General features: G+C 58.7%; 16 protein-coding genes and 1 pseudogene. 12 read left to right on the plus strand and 5 right to left on the minus strand.

The window, feature by feature from the left end; translation table 11 throughout:
- Position 1 precedes the first annotated feature (1 nt).
- Entirely contained in the window at positions 2 to 922 is a 921-nt protein-coding gene (locus tag BK665_RS06660; RefSeq protein WP_123403982.1) for an SPFH domain-containing protein, read from the minus strand.
- 171 nt (positions 923 to 1,093) lie between these two features.
- On the opposite strand from BK665_RS06660, the gene BK665_RS06665 reads away from it, so the two are divergent.
- Both BK665_RS06665 and BK665_RS06670 read left to right on the plus strand, forming a co-directional pair.
- Positions 1,094 to 1,315, plus strand: coding sequence for a hypothetical protein (locus tag BK665_RS06665; RefSeq protein ID WP_221178474.1), 222 nt, complete (start codon positions 1,094 to 1,096; stop codon positions 1,313 to 1,315).
- Between the two features lie 207 nt (positions 1,316 to 1,522).
- Positions 1,523 to 2,038, plus strand: a complete 516-nt coding sequence (locus BK665_RS06670) for an ATPase (protein ID WP_259699580.1) — start codon at positions 1,523 to 1,525, stop codon at positions 2,036 to 2,038.
- 10 nt (positions 2,039 to 2,048) lie between these two features.
- On the opposite strand, the gene tfpB is transcribed toward BK665_RS06670, so the two are convergent.
- Both tfpB and BK665_RS06680 read right to left on the minus strand, forming a co-directional pair.
- A complete protein-coding gene (gene tfpB / locus BK665_RS06675; RefSeq protein WP_123403986.1) occupies positions 2,049 to 3,833 on the minus strand; it encodes a type IV pilus assembly ATPase TfpB in 1,785 nt (594 codons plus the stop codon).
- A gap of 114 nt (positions 3,834 to 3,947) precedes the next feature.
- A complete protein-coding gene (locus tag BK665_RS06680; protein WP_123403988.1) occupies positions 3,948 to 4,286 on the minus strand; it encodes an ACT-like domain-containing protein in 339 nt (112 codons plus the stop codon).
- Positions 4,287 to 4,413: 127 nt separating this feature from the next.
- Between BK665_RS06680 and BK665_RS06685 the strand changes: the two genes are divergently transcribed.
- Complete coding sequence (locus BK665_RS06685; RefSeq protein ID WP_109502952.1) at positions 4,414 to 4,884, plus strand: Lrp/AsnC family transcriptional regulator; 471 nt, start codon at positions 4,414 to 4,416, stop codon at positions 4,882 to 4,884.
- A gap of 156 nt (positions 4,885 to 5,040) precedes the next feature.
- Here the strand turns inward: BK665_RS06685 and BK665_RS06690 are convergent, their stop codons facing one another.
- Positions 5,041 to 6,408 (minus strand): CYTH domain-containing protein, encoded by a 1,368-nt coding sequence (locus BK665_RS06690; RefSeq protein WP_123403990.1) that lies wholly within the window; start codon positions 6,406 to 6,408, stop codon positions 5,041 to 5,043.
- Positions 6,409 to 6,564: 156 nt separating this feature from the next.
- On the opposite strand from BK665_RS06690, the gene argE reads away from it, so the two are divergent.
- Together argE and argA are read left to right on the plus strand one after the other, a co-directional pair.
- Positions 6,565 to 7,734, plus strand: a complete 1,170-nt coding sequence (gene argE / locus BK665_RS06695; RefSeq protein WP_123403992.1) for an acetylornithine deacetylase — start codon at positions 6,565 to 6,567, stop codon at positions 7,732 to 7,734.
- 243 nt (positions 7,735 to 7,977) lie between these two features.
- Entirely contained in the window at positions 7,978 to 9,276 is a 1,299-nt protein-coding gene (argA, locus tag BK665_RS06705) for an amino-acid N-acetyltransferase (RefSeq protein WP_092276518.1), read from the plus strand.
- Between the two features lie 256 nt (positions 9,277 to 9,532).
- Here argA and tauA read toward each other — a convergent pair.
- A pseudogene (tauA, locus tag BK665_RS35310) lies at positions 9,533 to 9,785 on the minus strand (taurine ABC transporter substrate-binding protein); the annotation flags it as partial.
- A gap of 348 nt (positions 9,786 to 10,133) precedes the next feature.
- Between tauA and BK665_RS06710 the strand changes: the two are divergent.
- From BK665_RS06710 to ssuD, 7 genes are all read left to right on the plus strand, one after another.
- Positions 10,134 to 11,477, plus strand: a complete 1,344-nt coding sequence (locus BK665_RS06710; RefSeq protein WP_123403994.1) for an OprD family porin — start codon at positions 10,134 to 10,136, stop codon at positions 11,475 to 11,477.
- 350 nt (positions 11,478 to 11,827) lie between these two features.
- A complete protein-coding gene (locus tag BK665_RS06715; protein ID WP_123403996.1) occupies positions 11,828 to 13,171 on the plus strand; it encodes an OprD family porin in 1,344 nt (447 codons plus the stop codon).
- 296 nt (positions 13,172 to 13,467) lie between these two features.
- Positions 13,468 to 14,106, plus strand: a complete 639-nt coding sequence (locus BK665_RS06720; RefSeq protein WP_123403998.1) for a peroxiredoxin — start codon at positions 13,468 to 13,470, stop codon at positions 14,104 to 14,106.
- Between the two features lie 166 nt (positions 14,107 to 14,272).
- Complete coding sequence (locus BK665_RS34420) at positions 14,273 to 14,527, plus strand: hypothetical protein (protein WP_185076452.1); 255 nt, start codon at positions 14,273 to 14,275, stop codon at positions 14,525 to 14,527.
- A complete protein-coding gene (gene ssuE / locus BK665_RS06730) occupies positions 14,528 to 15,121 on the plus strand; it encodes an NADPH-dependent FMN reductase (RefSeq protein WP_090178348.1) in 594 nt (197 codons plus the stop codon).
- Positions 15,122 to 15,211: 90 nt separating this feature from the next.
- A complete protein-coding gene (locus BK665_RS06735; RefSeq protein ID WP_123404002.1) occupies positions 15,212 to 16,177 on the plus strand; it encodes a sulfonate ABC transporter substrate-binding protein in 966 nt (321 codons plus the stop codon).
- A gap of 25 nt (positions 16,178 to 16,202) precedes the next feature.
- Positions 16,203 to 17,351 (plus strand): FMNH2-dependent alkanesulfonate monooxygenase, encoded by a 1,149-nt coding sequence (ssuD, locus tag BK665_RS06740; RefSeq protein ID WP_123404004.1) that lies wholly within the window; start codon positions 16,203 to 16,205, stop codon positions 17,349 to 17,351.
- The last annotated feature ends 3 nt before the right edge of the window (positions 17,352 to 17,354 follow it).

Below are 17,354 nucleotides of genomic sequence, written 5' to 3' on the forward strand. Positions count from 1 at the left end.
CTCAGGCTTTCTTGTTGTCGAACGTGGCCTTGACGATTTCGCCGATGCCGCCCACCGCGCCGATCATCGAACTGGCCTCCAGCGGCATCAGGATCACTTTGCTGTTGTTGGCCGAAGCCAGTTTGCCCAGGGCATCGATGTACTTCTGCGCGACGAAGTAGTTCACCGCCTGCACGTTGCCGCCGGCAATGGCTTCGGACACCACCTGGGTCGCCTTGGCTTCGGCTTCGGCCTGACGTTCCCGGGCTTCGGACTCAAGGAAAGCGGCCTGACGACCACCTTCGGCCTCGAGGATCTGTGCCTGCTTTTTGCCTTCGGCGGTGAGGATGGCAGCGGCGCGCAGGCCTTCGGCTTCGAGAATCTGTGCGCGCTTGATCCGCTCGGCTTTCATCTGCCCGGACATGGCGGCCATCAGGTCCGCTGGCGGGCTGATGTCCTTGATCTCGATCCGGGTAATCTTGATGCCCCACGGCGCCGTCGCTTCATCGACCGTGCGCAGCAGTTTTTCGTTGATGTTGTCGCGCTGGCTGAGCATCGCGTCCAGCTCCATGGAGCCGAGCACCGTACGGATATTGGTTTGCAGCAGGTTGCGCACGGCGTGTTCGAGGTTGTTCACTTCGTAGGCAGCTTGCGCGGTATTGACTACCTGGAAGAAACACACCGCATCGATCTGCACCGTGGCGTTATCGGCGGTGATGACTTCCTGGGGCGGAATATCCAGCACGCTTTCCATCACGTTGATCTTGCGACCAATGCGGTCCATCACTGGAATGATGATGTTCAGGCCCGGCTTGAGGGTGTTGGTATAACGCCCGAAACGCTCGACCGTCCACTGGTAGCCTTGGGGCACAACCTTGAAACCCATGAACAGAATGGCGACGACCAGGCCGACGAAGAGTAAAAGCACACTACCGATCTGCATAACGATTCCCTGTTGATGTGTGGATCAATGAGTTGGCGATGGTCCGAAGTGTAAGGCAAAAGACTTGTAGGATTGTGTTTGGTTAAATTCAACTACCGCAAAATGTAACGATGTCTGGCGAACCGTTGAGCGTATCGGCTATTTTGAATGCCTGATTGAGGAAGCATGATCATGCAAGAGAAAACGCTGAGCTATCTGGAGTCGCATATACCTGAAATGGCGGCATCTGCCGTTACCCAGGCATATTGGCAAGCACTGGCTTCTGGCAATACGGTGCTGGAAAGTCAAAATGGTGCGCTTTATGAGATTTCTCCAGACGGCACACGGAAAAAACTGAAGAACATTGCGGCTCCAACCACGGTCGTGCGTGGCGAAAAGCGACGTCTGAAATGACAGCTGTACCCAGGATGCGCATGTTCGCCGGTCCAAATGGTTCTGGTAAAGCACAATCAAGTCGGTTATCGGTCCAGAACTTTTGGGTATCTATATCAATCCGGATGAGGTTGAGAAAGACATTCGGGATACCGGTTTTCTTGATCTAAAGAATATGGTGTAAACGGGACTGGCCAAGCGCTGCTGGAATTTTTCGGGCGATCGACATTGCTGAAGAAGGCAGACTTGGTGACGGAATCTCAACAGGTTCGGCTCAATGACGATGTCTTGGACTTTTCCGGGATTTTGGTCAACTCCTACTATGCCTCGGTGATATCGGACTTTTTACGCCACAAGCTTTTGGACATTGGGGTGTCGTTTACTTTCGAAACTGTCATGTCGTCCCCCGATAAAGTGGCGCTGTTGCGTACAGCTCAAGAAAAGGGGTTCCGAACCTATCTCTATTTTGTGGCAACAGATGACCCCCTCATCAATATTTCTCGAGTGCAGAACAGGGTTCGTCTTGGTGGTCATCCAGTGCCAGAAGATAAGATTGTGAGCCGTTACGCCCGCTCTCTCGATCTTCTTCTTGATGCCATTCGCTACAGCGATCGCGCCTACATCTTCGATAACTCCAGCCACGAAAGTATCTGGTTGGCGGAAGTCACAAATGGCGAGGATCTGGAGCTGAGAACGGAGCAGATCCCAGCCTGGTTCAAGTCAGCAATCTGGGACAAGCTCTGAGTCAACCCGACTACTTCTGCTCACTCTGCGGCGTCACCCGCAACACCTCCTCAATTGTCGTCAGCCCCGCCGCGACCTTCTGCGCCCCTGACAGTCGCAAGCTGCGCATGCCTTCCTTGAACGCCTGGCGTCGAATCGCCAGCAAATCGGTATCGGGGGTGATCAGTGCCTTGACGCTATCGGTCAGTTGCATGATTTCGTAGACCCCGGCGCGGCCGCGGTAGCCGGTGTCGCGGCATTCCAGGCAGCCGATGGCGCGGTGGGCATTGTTCGGTAGCGGTGCTTGCCAGGGCCGGGTCAGGGTTTGCCAGTCTTCTTCGTCGAGGGTCAGCGGCGCCTTGCAGTGTGGGCACAGGGTGCGGACCAGGCGCTGGGCCATGACCCCGAGCACCGTGGCTTTGATCAGGTAATGCGGCACGCCGAGTTCCAGCAGGCGGCTGATGGCGCTCGGTGCGTCGTTGGTGTGCAGGGTCGAAAGTACCAAGTGACCGGTGAGCGCGGCCTGGATCGCCATTTCGGCGGTTTCGAGGTCGCGGATCTCGCCGATCATGATGATGTCCGGGTCTTGCCGCATCAGTGCGCGCACGCCGGCGGCGAAGGTCAGGTCGATGTTGTGCTGGACCTGCATCTGGTTGAAGGCCGGCTCGACCATTTCGATCGGATCCTCGATGGTGCAGAGGTTGACCTCCGGCGTCGCCAGTTTCTTCAATGTTGTATAGAGCGTAGTGGTCTTGCCCGAACCGGTCGGTCCGGTCACGAGGATGATGCCGTTGGGCTGGCGGGTCATGTCTTGCCAGCGGCGCAGGTCATCGGTGGAGAAACCCAACTGATCGAAGTCCTTGAGCAGCACTTCCGGGTCGAAGATCCGCATGACCATTTTTTCGCCGAATGCCGTGGGCAGGGTCGAGAGCCGCAGTTCCACTTCGCCGCCGTCCGGGGTCTTGGTCTTGACCCGGCCGTCCTGGGGTTTGCGCTTCTCGGCGACGTTCATTCGGCCCAGGCTTTTCAGACGACTGACGATGGCCATGGTCACCTGGGGCGGGAATTGATAAACGTTGTGCAGCACGCCGTCGATGCGAAACCGCACCGTGCCTTGCTCGCGCCGGGGTTCGATGTGGATATCACTGGCCCGCTGTTGGAACGCGTACTGGAACAGCCAGTCGACGATATTAACGATGTGCGCGTCGTTGGCGTCCGGCTCCTGATCGCTGGCGCCGAGGTTGAGCAGTTGTTCGAAATTACCGAGAGTGCTGGTCTGCTGATCGGCATTGGTGGCGCCGGTGACCGATTTGGCCAGGCGAAAAAACTCCACGCTGAAGCGCTGGATATCCGCCGGGTTGGCCACCACGCGTTTGATCGGCAGCTTCAAGACGTGGGTCAGATCGGCTTCCCAGCCCGTGACGTAGGGCTGGGCGCTGGCCACGGTCACGGCGTCGCGGTCGATGGAAACGGCGAGGATCTTGTGACGCTGGGCAAAGGCGTAGGACATCAGCGGCGTGATGGCCGCGACGTTGATTTTCAACGGGTCGATGCGCAGATAAGGCTGGCCGGCTTGTTGCGACAACCACAGGGTCAGGCTTTCCAGGTCCAGGTGTTTGCCGGGACGGCTGAGGTCGTCCAGGTGTTGGCTGGCAATAAACTCCAACGGGTGCAACTGGCCATTGGCGGCATGCCGGCGGCGGGCATTGAGCGCGAGTTCGGCCGAATCCTGGGTGATAAAGCCCTGGGCGACCAGCTCTCGCAGCAAATCATTGAGATCCAGCCAGCGGTCCTGCGTGGCAAGTTGAACGGACATGCGGGTTCCTTTTGAACAATCCTGCAAACAGCGATCTAGACCGCAGTGTGCAAAGGATAGTCGCGGACCCGCTAACCGTTGGGCCACTACCCGACGAAGCCGTTTCCAGTTCTTTCAGCCGGCCGCTTGGGCCTGCTCATCCCACGCCGCATCGGCACTCTGCAGGTTCACCGAGCAGACGCTGATCAGGTTACGAAGTTTTTCCGCGATCACTTCGGCGCGGTGCCAACTCAGCCCGTCGATCACGATGTCGATCGACAGCAAATCGTCCATGCGCTGCACGTTGACCTGCTCCGGCGTCAGAAACTGTAAGGCGAACAGGTTGAGTGCGCGGCACAGCAGGTCCGGTTCGGCCTCGGCCAGCAGTTGGTACTGCACGCGGCAATGGGCATTGCTGACATTCCACACGTCGGCGCGGGTCGGTGGGGTGTTCACGGCTTCTAGATGCGGCATGGGTCGGGCTCCAAAATCACTGGAGGAATTTTTACATTCGGTGCCGGGCATTTCTTGGCTATGATCGGGCGTATTGCCGGTTTATCGAATCGTTTGATTCAACAAGTGATCACTAGAAGGTTTTTTTATGCACGCCGAGCTGGATGGCTACGACCGCAAGATTCTCGCGTTGCTGCAAGAGGACGCTTCGCTGTCCAGTGCGCAGATTGCCGAACAGGTGGGGCTGTCGCAGTCGCCGTGCTGGCGGCGGATTCAGCGGATGAAGGAGGAGGGGATCATTCGCGGACAGGTGACGTTGCTGGATCGCAAGAAAATCGGCCTGAACACGCAGATCTTCGCCGAAATCAAACTCAACGCCCACGGTCGTTCCAACTTCACGGAATTCACCGAGGCGATTCGCGGTTTTCCCGAAGTGCTGGAGTGTTATGTGCTGATGGGGTCGGTGGATTTTTTGCTGCGGATTGTCACGGCGGATATCGAGGCGTATGAGCGCTTCTTTTTTGAGAAGCTGTCGATGGTGCCGGGGATTCAGGAAGTGAACTCGATAGTGGCGTTGTCGGAGATCAAGTCGACGACGAGTTTGCCGGTGTTGCGCTGATCATTGTGACAGAGGGCTTTTGTGGCGAGGGGGCTTGCCCCCGTTGGAGTCCGAAGGACTCCCAAAACCAGCCAACGCGTTGAGTCAGATAAAACGCGTTGGCTGATTACGACTGCTTCGCAGCCGAACGGGGGCAAGCCCCCTCGCCACAGGGCATCACATACGCAGCAACATTTTCCAGGCACGGTTCTGATACACGGCAATCGCCTGTTGCTTACGCGCATCCAGGCTTTCGTCGGTGATCGGCTCGTTGGCCAGTTGCGCCAGTTTGTTCAGCTCGCCGTACAGGCGATCCATTTCCGGGATGTCCAGCACGCCACGGGCATGGTGCATCCAGGCCTGGATGCGTTCGATGCGCGGCAGTTGCTCGGCCAGGTCTTCCGGCTGTTGCTGGTAGCGTTGCAATTGCAGCGACGTGGCTTCTTCACCCAGCAGGCGCGGCAGCCAGTTGGCCAGTTGCGCAGCGCCTTGGCGATTGCCGCGCACGTTGCGGTTGGCGGTCCAGGTGCGAGCCAGCAACCAGCGCGACGTGTTCAGCGAGAACAGGCCCCAGCGCGGGTCTTGGAGTTCTTCGAGGAATTGCTCCGGCGCCGCTTTGCGCACGTCTTCGTCGTCCAGGCCAGCCTGAACCAGCGGACGCCAGTCTTCCAGCAAGGCGTCCAGTGCAAGGCGCAGGTCGTGAGTCGACTGACGCGGTGCGGCTTGACCAAGGCTGCTCAGCAGCGCACGCAATTCACCGAGGTTTTCGACCCAGTCCTGCAACAAGCGCCAGTGGCCATTGAAGCGATATTGCTCGGCCAGACGCTGGCTGCTGCCCAGCAGGTGCCAGCTCAGCGCGGCGAACGCGTCGTCCAGCGGCATTTCGGCAGTGATCTGCGGCGCCGGCAGGCTCAGGGAGTAGCTGTTGGCGTCGTACAAACGATAGCCGCGCTCGGCCTTGCTGATGTCACACGGCATCAGGGCCAGGGTCGCGGCCAGTTCGGCGGCCAGTTCCAGCAGCGCGGCAGGTTCGCCTTCGCGCAGTTCCAGTTCCAGTTCGCAGATTTCTTCTTTCTGCTTGCCGACCACGACGTGGCCGAAGTCCAGCGCCGCTTCGATGACCACTTTGGTCTTGCCACGGCCCCAGGCAATTTCTGCGCGTTCGCGCACGAAATCGGTGGTGAAGATGGCTTTCAGGGTTTTCTTGTCCAACTCGGCCAGTTCTTCAGGCCAGCATTCGCCGTCGAGTTTCTTCACGTCGAGCTTGGCTTTGGGCAGGTTCCAGTCGTATTCGTTACGCTCGGACAGACCGGCGACGCTCTGGCCACGGGTCTTGAGGGTCTGGATCACTTCTTCGCCATCGCGGCGCAGGCGCAGGGCAACCTTGGCGCGGGCCAGGTCGCGCTCAGGCGTGTCGAAGTACTGGTTCATCAACTCACGGCGTTCCCAGCCACTTTTGTTGCGTTTTTTCAGGAGCGGGTGCTCGCGCAGGGCAGCGAGGGTTTCGCGGCTGACGCGGAGTTTGATTTCGGTTTCTTTCTGCATGGCCGGAAAATCCAGGATCGGGAGCGCAGCCGGGGGAATGTGTGGCTGCCAAGGTCGTGCAGTGTACAGGAGTGAACGTTCCTACGTGCCGCGGCGGTTTATTCCTGTCGCCGGATGGTTCTATGATGGACTTCAATTCGGGAGTTGGAGTCAGCGATGCCTTTGCCGTCCATGAAAGATCAGTTCGCTGCGCTGATCGCCGCGCCGTCCGTCAGTTGTACCCAGCCGAGCCTGGATCAAACCAATCGGCCGGTGATCGATTTGCTAGCGAGCTGGCTCGGCGATCTGGGTTTTGCCTGCGATATCCAGCAGGTCAGCCCCGGCAAATTCAACCTGCTCGCCAGTTTCGGCTCCGGCCCCGGCGGCCTGGTGCTGGCCGGACACAGCGACACCGTGCCGTTCGATGGCGCGTTGTGGCAGACCGATCCGTTGAAACTGACCGAAGTGGACGGTCGCTGGGTCGGCCTGGGCAGTTGCGACATGAAGGGCTTTTTCGCCCTGGCCATCGAAGCGGTGATCCCGCTGCTCGACCAACCGTTCAAACAGCCGTTGCTGATCCTCGCCACCTGCGATGAAGAAAGCTCGATGTCCGGCGCGCGTGCCCTGGCCAAAGCCGGGCGTCCGCTGGGCCGGGCGGCGGTGATCGGTGAGCCGACCGGGCTCAAGCCGATCCGCATGCACAAAGGCATCATGATGGAGCGCATCGACATCCTCGGTCAGAGCGGCCATTCCTCCGACCCGCGCCTGGGCCACAGCGCCCTCGAAGCCATGCACGACGCCATCGGCGAACTGCGCGGCTTGCGCCTGTTGTGGCAGCGCGAATTCCGCAATCCACAGTTTGGCGTGCCGACCCCGACGATGAATTTCGGCTGCATTCATGGTGGCGACAACCCCAACCGCATCTGCGGCCAGTGTTCGCTGGAATTCGATCTGCGACCGTTGCCGGGCATGGACCCCAAAGCCCTGCGTGCGGAAATTCTGGCGCGGCTCAAACCGGTTGCCGAACGCCATCAAGTGAAGATCGATTACGCGCCGCTGTTCCCTGAAGTGCCCCCGTTCGAGCAGGCCGAGGACGCGGAATTGGTCCGGGTCGCGGAAAAGCTCACCGGCCATCGCGCCGAAGCAGTAGCGTTCGGCACCGAAGCGCCTTATCTTCAGCGCCTTGGCTGCGAAACACTGGTGCTCGGCCCGGGTGATATCGCCTGCGCTCACCAACCGGGGGAATACCTCGAAATGTCACGTTTGCAGCCTACCGTGCATCTATTACGTCAATTGATTGAACATTACTGCCTGACGCCGGCCCAAACCCCGATGCCCGTCGGTTGAACGCGAGCCCTTGTAGGAGCTGCCGAAGGCTGCGATCTTTTGATCTTGATTCTAAAAAGCAAAATCAAAAGATCGCAGCCTTCGGCAGCTCCTACGGGGCGCGGTTAAATTGTTGATGTCCCAACCCGTATTCATGAGGAGAGCTCGCGTGTCGCCAAGCCTGTTCCGACGATAACCACCAGCCCGTTGTGCGTTTTTTGCTTCGCCCATTTTTTGGCTGCTATTTATTACAGGCCCAGGTTCATGCCCGAATACGTTAATTGGCTTCGTCACGCGTCTCCTTACATCAATGCCCACCGCGATTGCACGTTCGTCGTCATGCTGCCCGGCGACGGGGTGGAGCATCCGAACTTCGGCAATATCGTCCACGACCTGGTGCTGTTGCACAGCCTCGGGGTGCGACTGGTGCTGGTCCACGGTTCCCGTCCGCAAATTGAAACCCGCCTCGCCGCACGCGGCCTGATCCCGCATTACCACCACGGCATGCGCATCACCGATGCCGCGACCCTGGAGTGCGTGATCGATGCCGTTGGCCAATTGCGTATCGCCATTGAGGCGCGGCTGTCCATGGACATGGCGTCGTCGCCAATGCAGGGCTCGCGCCTGCGGGTGGCCAGCGGCAACCTGGTGACGGCGCGGCCGATCGGTGTGCTCGAAGGCGTCGATTATCACCACACCGGTGAAGTGCGTCGGGTCGATCGCAAGGGCATCAATCGCTTGCTGGACGAGCGCTCCATCGTGTTGCTGTCGCCGCTGGGCTACTCGCCGACCGGTGAAATCTTCAACCTCGCTTGCGAAGACGTCGCTACCCGTGCGGCCATCGACCTCGGTGCGGATAAATTGCTGTTGTTCGGCGCCGACCTGGGCCTGATCGACGAAAACGGTCGTCTGGTTCGCGAATTGCGTCCGCAGCAGGTGCCGGCGCATCTGCAACGCCTGGGCAACAACTATCAGGGTGAGTTGCTGGATGCGGCGGCTGAAGCCTGTCGCGGCGGCGTGGCGCGCAGCCATATCGTCAGCTACGCCGAAGACGGCGCGCTGCTGACCGAACTGTTCACCCGTGACGGTGGCGGTACGCTGGTGGCCCAGGAGCAATTCGAACTGGTGCGCGAAGCGGCGATTGAAGACGTCGGCGGTTTGTTGGATTTGATCAGCCCGCTGGAAGAGCAGGGGATTCTGGTGCGTCGTTCCCGGGAAGTGCTGGAGCGCGAAATCGAGCAATTCAGCGTGGTCGAGCGCGAAGGCATGATCATCGCCTGCGCGGCGCTGTATCAGATCGCCGATTCGGACGCCGGGGAGCTGGCCTGCCTGGCGGTGAACCCGGAATATCGCCATGGCGGTCGCGGCGATGAATTGCTGGAAAGGATCGAAACCCGTGCCCGGGCCCAGGGGCTGAAAACGTTGTTCGTGCTCACCACCCGCACCGCGCACTGGTTCCGCGAACGTGGTTTCGAGCCAAGCAGCGTCGAGCGCCTGCCGTCGGCGCGGGCCTCGCTGTACAACTATCAGCGTAATTCGAAGATCTTCGAAAAAACCCTGTAACCGCATCGCCACCCTCCTGTAGGAGCGAGGCTTGCCCGCGAAGGTGTCGTCACAGCCACTATTGATTTTGGACGTGATGGCCTCTTCGCGGTCAAGCCTCGCTCCTTCGGTAATTGGTGTTATTCGGTGACGAACTTCGCGTTCATATACGGCGAATAATCCGGCAGCACCGCCTCCAACCTTCCTTGTTCCTTTTGGCCAACCTGCACCGCGACGGTGAGGGGCCTGTCAGTACTGCGAATTACCCCCACAGCGCTGGCGACCAGCCATATGCACCATCAATGTCACCGGACGCGAATGGCGGTGACCACTTGCGGACCGCTTTTAAAACGGCGTCAGTCGATTTTATGACCTATGGTCTTCTCACAAATACCGTCGGCCTAGCCACTTTGCTCGGTTCCATAGCGGTTTATAGCCAAGAGTAAGGTTGGCCGCCTGAGCCTCCAAAATCTTAATATCGATACACAAACTGTAACAATTGAGCCGGATAGTTCGCGTTTGGTCGTCATGGCGTGGCTATTGATGAGATGGATTGTGAGCGCCTTAAAAGCCAATCGATCTTAAAAAATACGAATAAATACCTTTTAGGAATTGGCTCGCAAGCCGGCATTTCAGCGCCAGCCGTGCAATTAAATTCCTAAAGGGTATGAGAAAGGATCTGCTGATTCTTTTTAGGCTTATGAAAATTCATGACCTTGCAGGGACCAAATCATGGGGGGATTAGACCATGGTCGTAGACACATAAAGTTACGATTGACTTGTGGGTCACGGTCTGGCGCTAATCGCCAATCCTAGAAACCCCGGGCTACTGACTCAGGGCCAGGAACACAAAAATTAGAAACGAGAGGAGCTTAACAATGAACAAGTCCACCTTGGCCTTGGCCGTGGCGGTAGGGGTTTTGGCGCAGCAGGCAGGCGCCGCGGGTTTCCTGGAAGACAGCAAGGCTTCCGTCAGTTCCCGCACCATGTATTACAACAACGATTTCCGCGAAGGCGCTAATACTCCTGCCAACAGTCAGCGAGAAACCGCGGAAGGTCTGAAGTTCGATTACCTGTCCGGTTTCACCCAAGGTGTTGTCGGCTTCGGTATTGATGCCCAGGCGCTTGTCGGTATCCATCTGGACGGTGGCAAGGGCCATCACCCGGACAGCAACTCGTTCTTCCCAAGCGATAGTGACGGTTCGGCCGTGGACGAGTGGAGCCGAGCATCGGCTAACGTCAAGGCACGCTTCTCGAAGACCGAGGCCCACGTAGGTGGCGCTCTGGCACCTCAGTTGCCGATCCTGCTGTCGAACGACAGCCGTCTGCTGCCGCAGACCTTTGACGGTGGCACCATCACCTCGAAAGAAATCGACAACGTGACCTTCAACGCAGGTCAGCTGGAACACTCGGCCGGTCGTGCATCGTCCAACTCCACCGGCCTGGCAGTGGCGGGCGGTACTCAGGACAGCAACCAGTTCCGTTACGCCGGTGCTGACTGGAAGGTCACCAAAGACCTGATGCTGCAGTACTACTACGCAAACCTGGAAGACTACTACAAGCAGAGCTTCCTCGGCCTGGTGCACCTGTACCAGATCGCCCCGAACCAGTCGTTCAAAACCGACATCCGTTATTTCGACAGCAGCTCCGACGGCAAGAACGGCGACGTAGGCTACCGCTTCAACAACAACAACGGTTACGCCAAGAACCCGGGCGAGGTCGATAACAAGACCTGGAGCGCCATGTTCACCTACACCCTGGGTGGCAACGCCTTCCTGGTCGGGCACCAGCGCGTCAGCGATGACGGCGGCTTCGTCATGCTGAACCAGGGCAACGTGGTTGATGGCAATAACCGTCCTGAAGGCAACGGGGGCACCAGCTTCTATCTGTTCACTGACTCCATGGTTAACAGCTTTATCCGTGCCGGTGAAAACACCACCTTCGGTCAGTACAGCTACGACTTCGCCAGCCTGGGTGTACCTGGTCTGAGAGCGTCGATCGCTTACCTGCATGGCGACGATATCAAGGCCACGACCGGCAATGGCCCTGATGCGTCCGAGTGGGAACGCGACATGCGGGTCGACTACACCATCCAGCAGGGCGCCCTTAAAGGTTTCGGCGTGACCGTGCGTAATGGTGTCTACCGTGGCAGCGAAGTTTCTAACAACCCCGATGTTGACCAGACCCGTCTGATCTTCAACTACACCTACAGCTTCTTGTAATAGCCTCGGGAAAAGGCCTCGCTGGCTGGCGAGGCTTTTTTTCGGGGTTTTTTTGATATTCCAAATTTAGCTTTTGTGTGAATTTTTTATTCTTTTTAGCTTTTAATCGAATCGCCTAAAGTGCATGCCGTATGGGCCGATACCTTATGTCCGACGTTAAGAAGTAGTGCCCATTGATATTCCAGATCGGCATGAAAAATAATGAAATAATTTTTTTTATGTTTAACATGCGTGCCCCATCTGCATCGGTTGACTGGCAAGTCACGGTTTGGTTGCGAGCGCATATTTCAGGATCCAGGGCATTCGACCCAGGGCCGGAACACAAGAATTAGAAACGAGAGGAGCGAAACATGAATAAGTCCACCTTGGCCCTGGCTGTGGCCGTAGGGGTTTTGGCGCAGCAGGCAGGCGCCGCCGGTTTCATCGAAGACAGCAAGGCTACCTTGGGTCTGCGTAACTACTACATCAATACCGATAACCGCGACGGCGCCGGCGCGAACAAGAACGAAGAATGGGGCCAAGGCTTCGATCTGCGTTTCATCTCCGGTTATACCCAAGGCACCGTCGGCTTCGGTATCGATGCCATCGGCCTGTTGGGCGTCAAGCTGGATTCGGGCGGCGGCACTAACGGCGCTACCGCTACTTCCTACGGCGGCACCGTGTTCCCAAGCAAGTCCAACGGCGAAGCGGTTGATGACTTCTCCAGCCTGGGCCTGACTGCCAAAGCCAAGATCTCCCAGACCGAACTGAAACTGGGTACTTTGCAGCCTAAAAACCCGGTTATCGTGACCAACGACGGTCGTCTGTTGCCACAAACCTGGCAGGGCGGCCAGATCACTTCCGGCGACATCAAGGACCTGACCCTCGTCGGCGGCCAGATCGAAGCTGTGAAAGGTCGTAACTCCAGCAACAATGAACAGCTGAGCATCGGCGGCGCCAACACCCGTGGCGCTGGTTTCCGCGACAGCAACAAGTTCATCTACGCCGGTGGTGACTACAAAATCACCAAAGACCTGACTGCCCAGTACTACTACGGCAACCTGGAAGATTTCTACAAGCAACACTTCCTGGGCCTTGTTCACAACTGGTCCATCGGTCCGGGCGTGCTGAAGTCCGATCTGCGTTACTTCAACAGCTCCGATGATGGCAAGAACGGTACTGATCCGGCTTATTTCAGCACGGGTAACTACACCGGCGTGCGTAACGGCCGTGGTGAAGTCGACAACAACCTGTACAGCGGCCTGTTCCTGTACTCCGTTGCCGGTCACACCTTCGGTGGCGGTTACCAGGTCAGCAACGGCAGCAGCGACTTCCCTTGGTTGAACCAGGGCGACGGTTCGTCGAACTACACCATCACCGACATGCAAATCCAGAAGTTCGGTCGTGCCGGCGAGAAAACCTGGCAAGCACGCTACTCGTATGACTTCGCTAAAGTCGGTCTGCCAGGCCTGACCGCCGGCCTGGTCTACCTCAAGGGTGACTCGATCGATACCGTTGGCACCAACGGCCGCGAGGCCGCTTCGGATCGTTCCGAGTGGGAACGCGACCTGACCATCGGTTACGTTGTACCGGAAGGCCCACTGAAAAACGTTGGCTTCATGTGGAAAAATGCTATGTGGCGCACCGACCTGCCGAACACCCGTTCGCAGGACGAAAACCGCCTGATCCTCAGCTACTCGATCCCGCTGCTGTAATAGCGCGCTCAAGTACACCTGAGTAAAAAAAGCCCCGCCCGGCACCTCGCCGGGCGGGGCTTTTGCATTTTCAGAGCGGAGTCACCCCCGTAATCCCGCCCTGAAAATTCCCTCTTTGCAGCTACTCAAGGCCTTCTCGAACCTTGTGGGCGATGTTGGTCGCGATGGCCGCGCAGGTCCAGTGAACAGATGTTTAATATTCACTTATGATCTAAATAAATCGATATTTATTCTTTTTAATTCAATCGGAATGCAGGCACAGTTGAGCTCAACAAGCACTCACCAGGAGCAGCACCATGAGCCTCAGACTTGGCGATATCGCCCCCGATTTCGAACAGGATTCCAGCGCCGGCACTATCCGTTTTCACGAATGGCTGGGCGATAGCTGGGGCGTGCTGTTTTCCCATCCGGCGGACTTCACCCCGGTGTGCACCACTGAACTGGGCTTCACCGCCAAGCTCAAGGATGAATTTGCCCAGCGCGGCGTCAAGGCCATTGCCCTGTCGGTTGACCCGGTGGACTCGCACCACAAATGGATCGAGGACATCAACGAAACCCAGAGCACGATCGTCAACTTCCCGATCCTGGCCGACGCCGATCGCAAGGTCTCGGACCTGTACGACCTGATTCACCCAAATGCCAACGACACCCTGACCGTGCGCTCGCTGTTCGTGATCGACCCGAACAAAAAGGTTCGGCTGACCATCACCTACCCGGCGAGCACCGGTCGCAACTTCCATGAAATCCTGCGGGTGATCGACTCCCTGCAACTCACCGACAACTACAAAGTGGCCACCCCGGCCAACTGGCAGGACGGTGATGAAGTGGTGATCGTGCCGTCGCTCAAGGACGAAGACGAAATCAAGAAACGCTTTCCCAAGGGTTATCGCGCAGTGAAGCCGTACCTGCGCCTGACGCCACAACCGAACCGGTAAACCGATGATCGTTCCCACGCTCTGCGTGGGAACGCCGCCCGTGACGCTCCGCGTCACATTGGACGCGGAGCGTCCATGGATGCATTCCCACGCGGAGCGTGGGAACGATCAACAACCCCTGTAGGAGCGAGGCTTGCCCGCGAAGGCGTCGTCGAGGCAACCATTGATGCAAGCCGTGATGGCCTCTTCGCGGGCAAGCCTCGCTCCTACAGGGGGTATGTGTATTCACAAAGCAGGGGATTTTTCAGGCCGTTTTTACGGCCTGTTTTTTTGTCTGGAGAAAGGTGTATCGCATAGTTCTTTAAAGAATAACCAAATGAATAAATATGATTTATGGATATATAAATCACCTGTTAAGGTCACCTCATCGACGCGAGATCGCGCACTGCGAATCGCCAACAACGCTCAAGGAATCACCTGAATGCTGGTCGTCTCACTCGGTGGCAGCCCCAGCCAACGCTCTCGTTCCGGGGTGCTGCTGGAGCGTTCGCAACGCTGGTTGCAGGAACAAGGGGTGGAAGTGGTGAGTTATCAGGTACGGGACTTCCCGGCCGAAGACTTGCTGCACGCACGGTTCGACAGCCCGAAGGTGATCGACCTGTTGCAACAGATTGAAAACGCCGATGGCCTGCTGATCGCCACGCCGGTCTACAAGGCGTCGTTCTCCGGCGCACTGAAAACCGTGCTGGACCTGCTGCCCGAGCGCGCCCTGGCGCACAAGGTTGTGTTGCCAATGGCTACCGGCGGCAGCATCGCCCACATGCTGGCGGTGGACTACGCGCTGAAACCGGTGCTGTCGGCGTTAAAAGCCCAGGAAATGCTCCACGGGATTTTCGCCGTGGACAGCCAGATCGCCTACGGCGAAGGCAGCGCCCAGGCGCAATTGGCGCCGGAGCTGGAACAACGACTGAATGAATCCCTGGAGCTGTTTTTCAGCGCCATGGCGCGACGGCCCAAGCCGCTCGACCCGAACCTGCTGAACGAACGTTTGTTGAGTGCTCGCTGGAGCATTTGAGCCTTACCCCGAATTTGATCCACTCACCTTACTCAGCCGCCAACGGCCAAGCAGGTGCAGCCAAAACCCAACAGCAAATAGGAGAGCGCTATGCGCACTGTCATTTTGCGTCGTGGTCTGGTCGCCCTGTTTGTGGCGGCTGTGTCCTTCGGCGTTATTTCCCAAGCACAAGCCGAGACCCTGCGGATCGGTTATCAGAAGTACGGCACCCTGGTGCTGCTCAAGGCCAAGGGCACGCTGGAAAAACGCCTCGCCGCCCAAGGCGTGGACGTGCAATGGACTGAATTCCCCGGCGGCCCGCAACTGTTGGAAGGCCTGAACGTCGGCTCCATCGACTTCGGCGTCACCGGCGAAACCCCGCCCGTCTTCGCCCAAGCCGCCGGCGCCGATCTGCTCTACGTCGCCTACGAGCCGCCAGCGCCCCACAGCGAAGCGATCCTGGTGCCGAAGGATTCGCCGATCAAATCCGTTGCCGACCTCAAGGGCAAGAAAGTCGTCCTGAACAAAGGCTCCAACGTGCATTACCTGCTGGTCCGCGCCCTCGAAGACGCCGGCCTCAAATACACCGATATCCAGACCGTATTCCTGCCACCCGCCGATGCCCGCGCCGCGTTCGAACGTGGCAGCGTCGATGCCTGGGTAATCTGGGACCCGTACCAGGCCGCCGCCGAACAGCAACTCCAAGCACGCACCCTGCGTGATGGCCAAGGCATCGTCGACAACCATCAGTTCTACCTGGCGACCAAGCCTTACGCACAGAAAAACCCCGAGGTGATCAAGACCCTCGTCGAAGAAGTGCGCGCCGTCGGCGAGTGGTCCAAGGCCAACCCGGAAGACGTGACCAAACAGGTTTCGCCACTGCTCGGCCTGTCGCCGGAGATCACCCTGACCTCGGTAAAACGCCAGGGCTACGGGGCGCTGTTCCTGACCCCGGAAGTGGTCGCCGCGCAACAGAAAATCGCCGACAGCTTCTACCAGCTCAAGCTGATCCCGAAGCCGCTCAGCATCAAAGACGTGATCTGGACGCCACCGGCGGCCGTTGCCAAAGCGCAGTAATTCGAATTCCTAAGGAGACCACTCCATGAGCCTCAATATTTTCTGGTTCCTGCCTACCCACGGCGACGGCCATTACCTTGGCACCGCCGAAGGCGCTCGCGCCGTTGACCACGGTTATTTGCAACAGATTGCCCAGGCGGCGGATCGCCTGGGTTTCGGCGGGGTGTTGATCCCTACCGGCCGCTCCTGCGAAGACTCGTGGCTGGTGGCCGCGTCGCTGATCCCGGTGACCCAGCGTTTGAAATTCCTCGTTGCCCTGCGCCCCGGGATCATTTCCCCGACGGTGGCGGCGCGCCAGGCCGCGACCCTGGATCGTTTGTCCGGCGGCCGTGCGCTGTTCAACCTGGTGACGGGCGGTGATCCGGATGAATTGGCCGGCGACGGTTTGTTCCTCAGCCACGAAGAGCGCTATCAAGCCTCGGTGGAATTCACCCGCATCTGGCGCCGGGTGCTGGAAGGCGAAACCGTCGATTACGACGGTCAGCACATCAGCGTGAAGGGTGCCAAGTTGCTCTATCCGCCGATCCAGCAACCGCGTCCGCCGCTGTACTTCGGCGGCTCGTCGGAAGCGGCCCAGGACTTGGCGGCGGAACAAGTGGAGATGGTCCTGACCTGGGGCGAACCTCCAGCGGCAGTGGCCAAGAAGATTGCACAAGTGCGGGCCAAAGCCGCGAAGCTCGGTCGCACCGTGCGCTTCGGCATTCGCTTGCATGTGATCGTGCGGGAAACCAACGAGGAAGCATGGGCCGCGGCAGATCGCCTGATTTCCCATGTGGACGACGAAACCATCGCCCGAGCCCAGGCTTCCCTGTCGCGTTTCGATTCGGTCGGCCAGCAACGTATGGCGGCGCTGCATGGCGGCAGCCGCGATAACCTGGAAGTCAGCCCTAATCTGTGGGCCGGCGTCGGCCTGGTACGCGGTGGTGCCGGGACGGCACTGGTGGGCGACGGTCCGACCGTGGCCGCACGCATGCAGGAATACGCCGACCTGGGCATCGACACGTTCATCTTCTCCGGTTATCCACACTTGGAAGAGGCTTACCGCGTCGCCGAGTTGCTGTTCCCGCACATCGACGTCCAGCGCCCGGAACAGCCACAGGGTGCCAACTTCGTCAGCCCGTTCGGTGAGATGGTGGCCAACGACATTCTTCCCAAAGCCGCGTCCCAGAGCTGAGGC

The organism is Pseudomonas frederiksbergensis (genome assembly GCF_003732665.1).
GTDB lineage: Bacteria > Pseudomonadota > Gammaproteobacteria > Pseudomonadales > Pseudomonadaceae > Aquipseudomonas > Aquipseudomonas frederiksbergensis_G.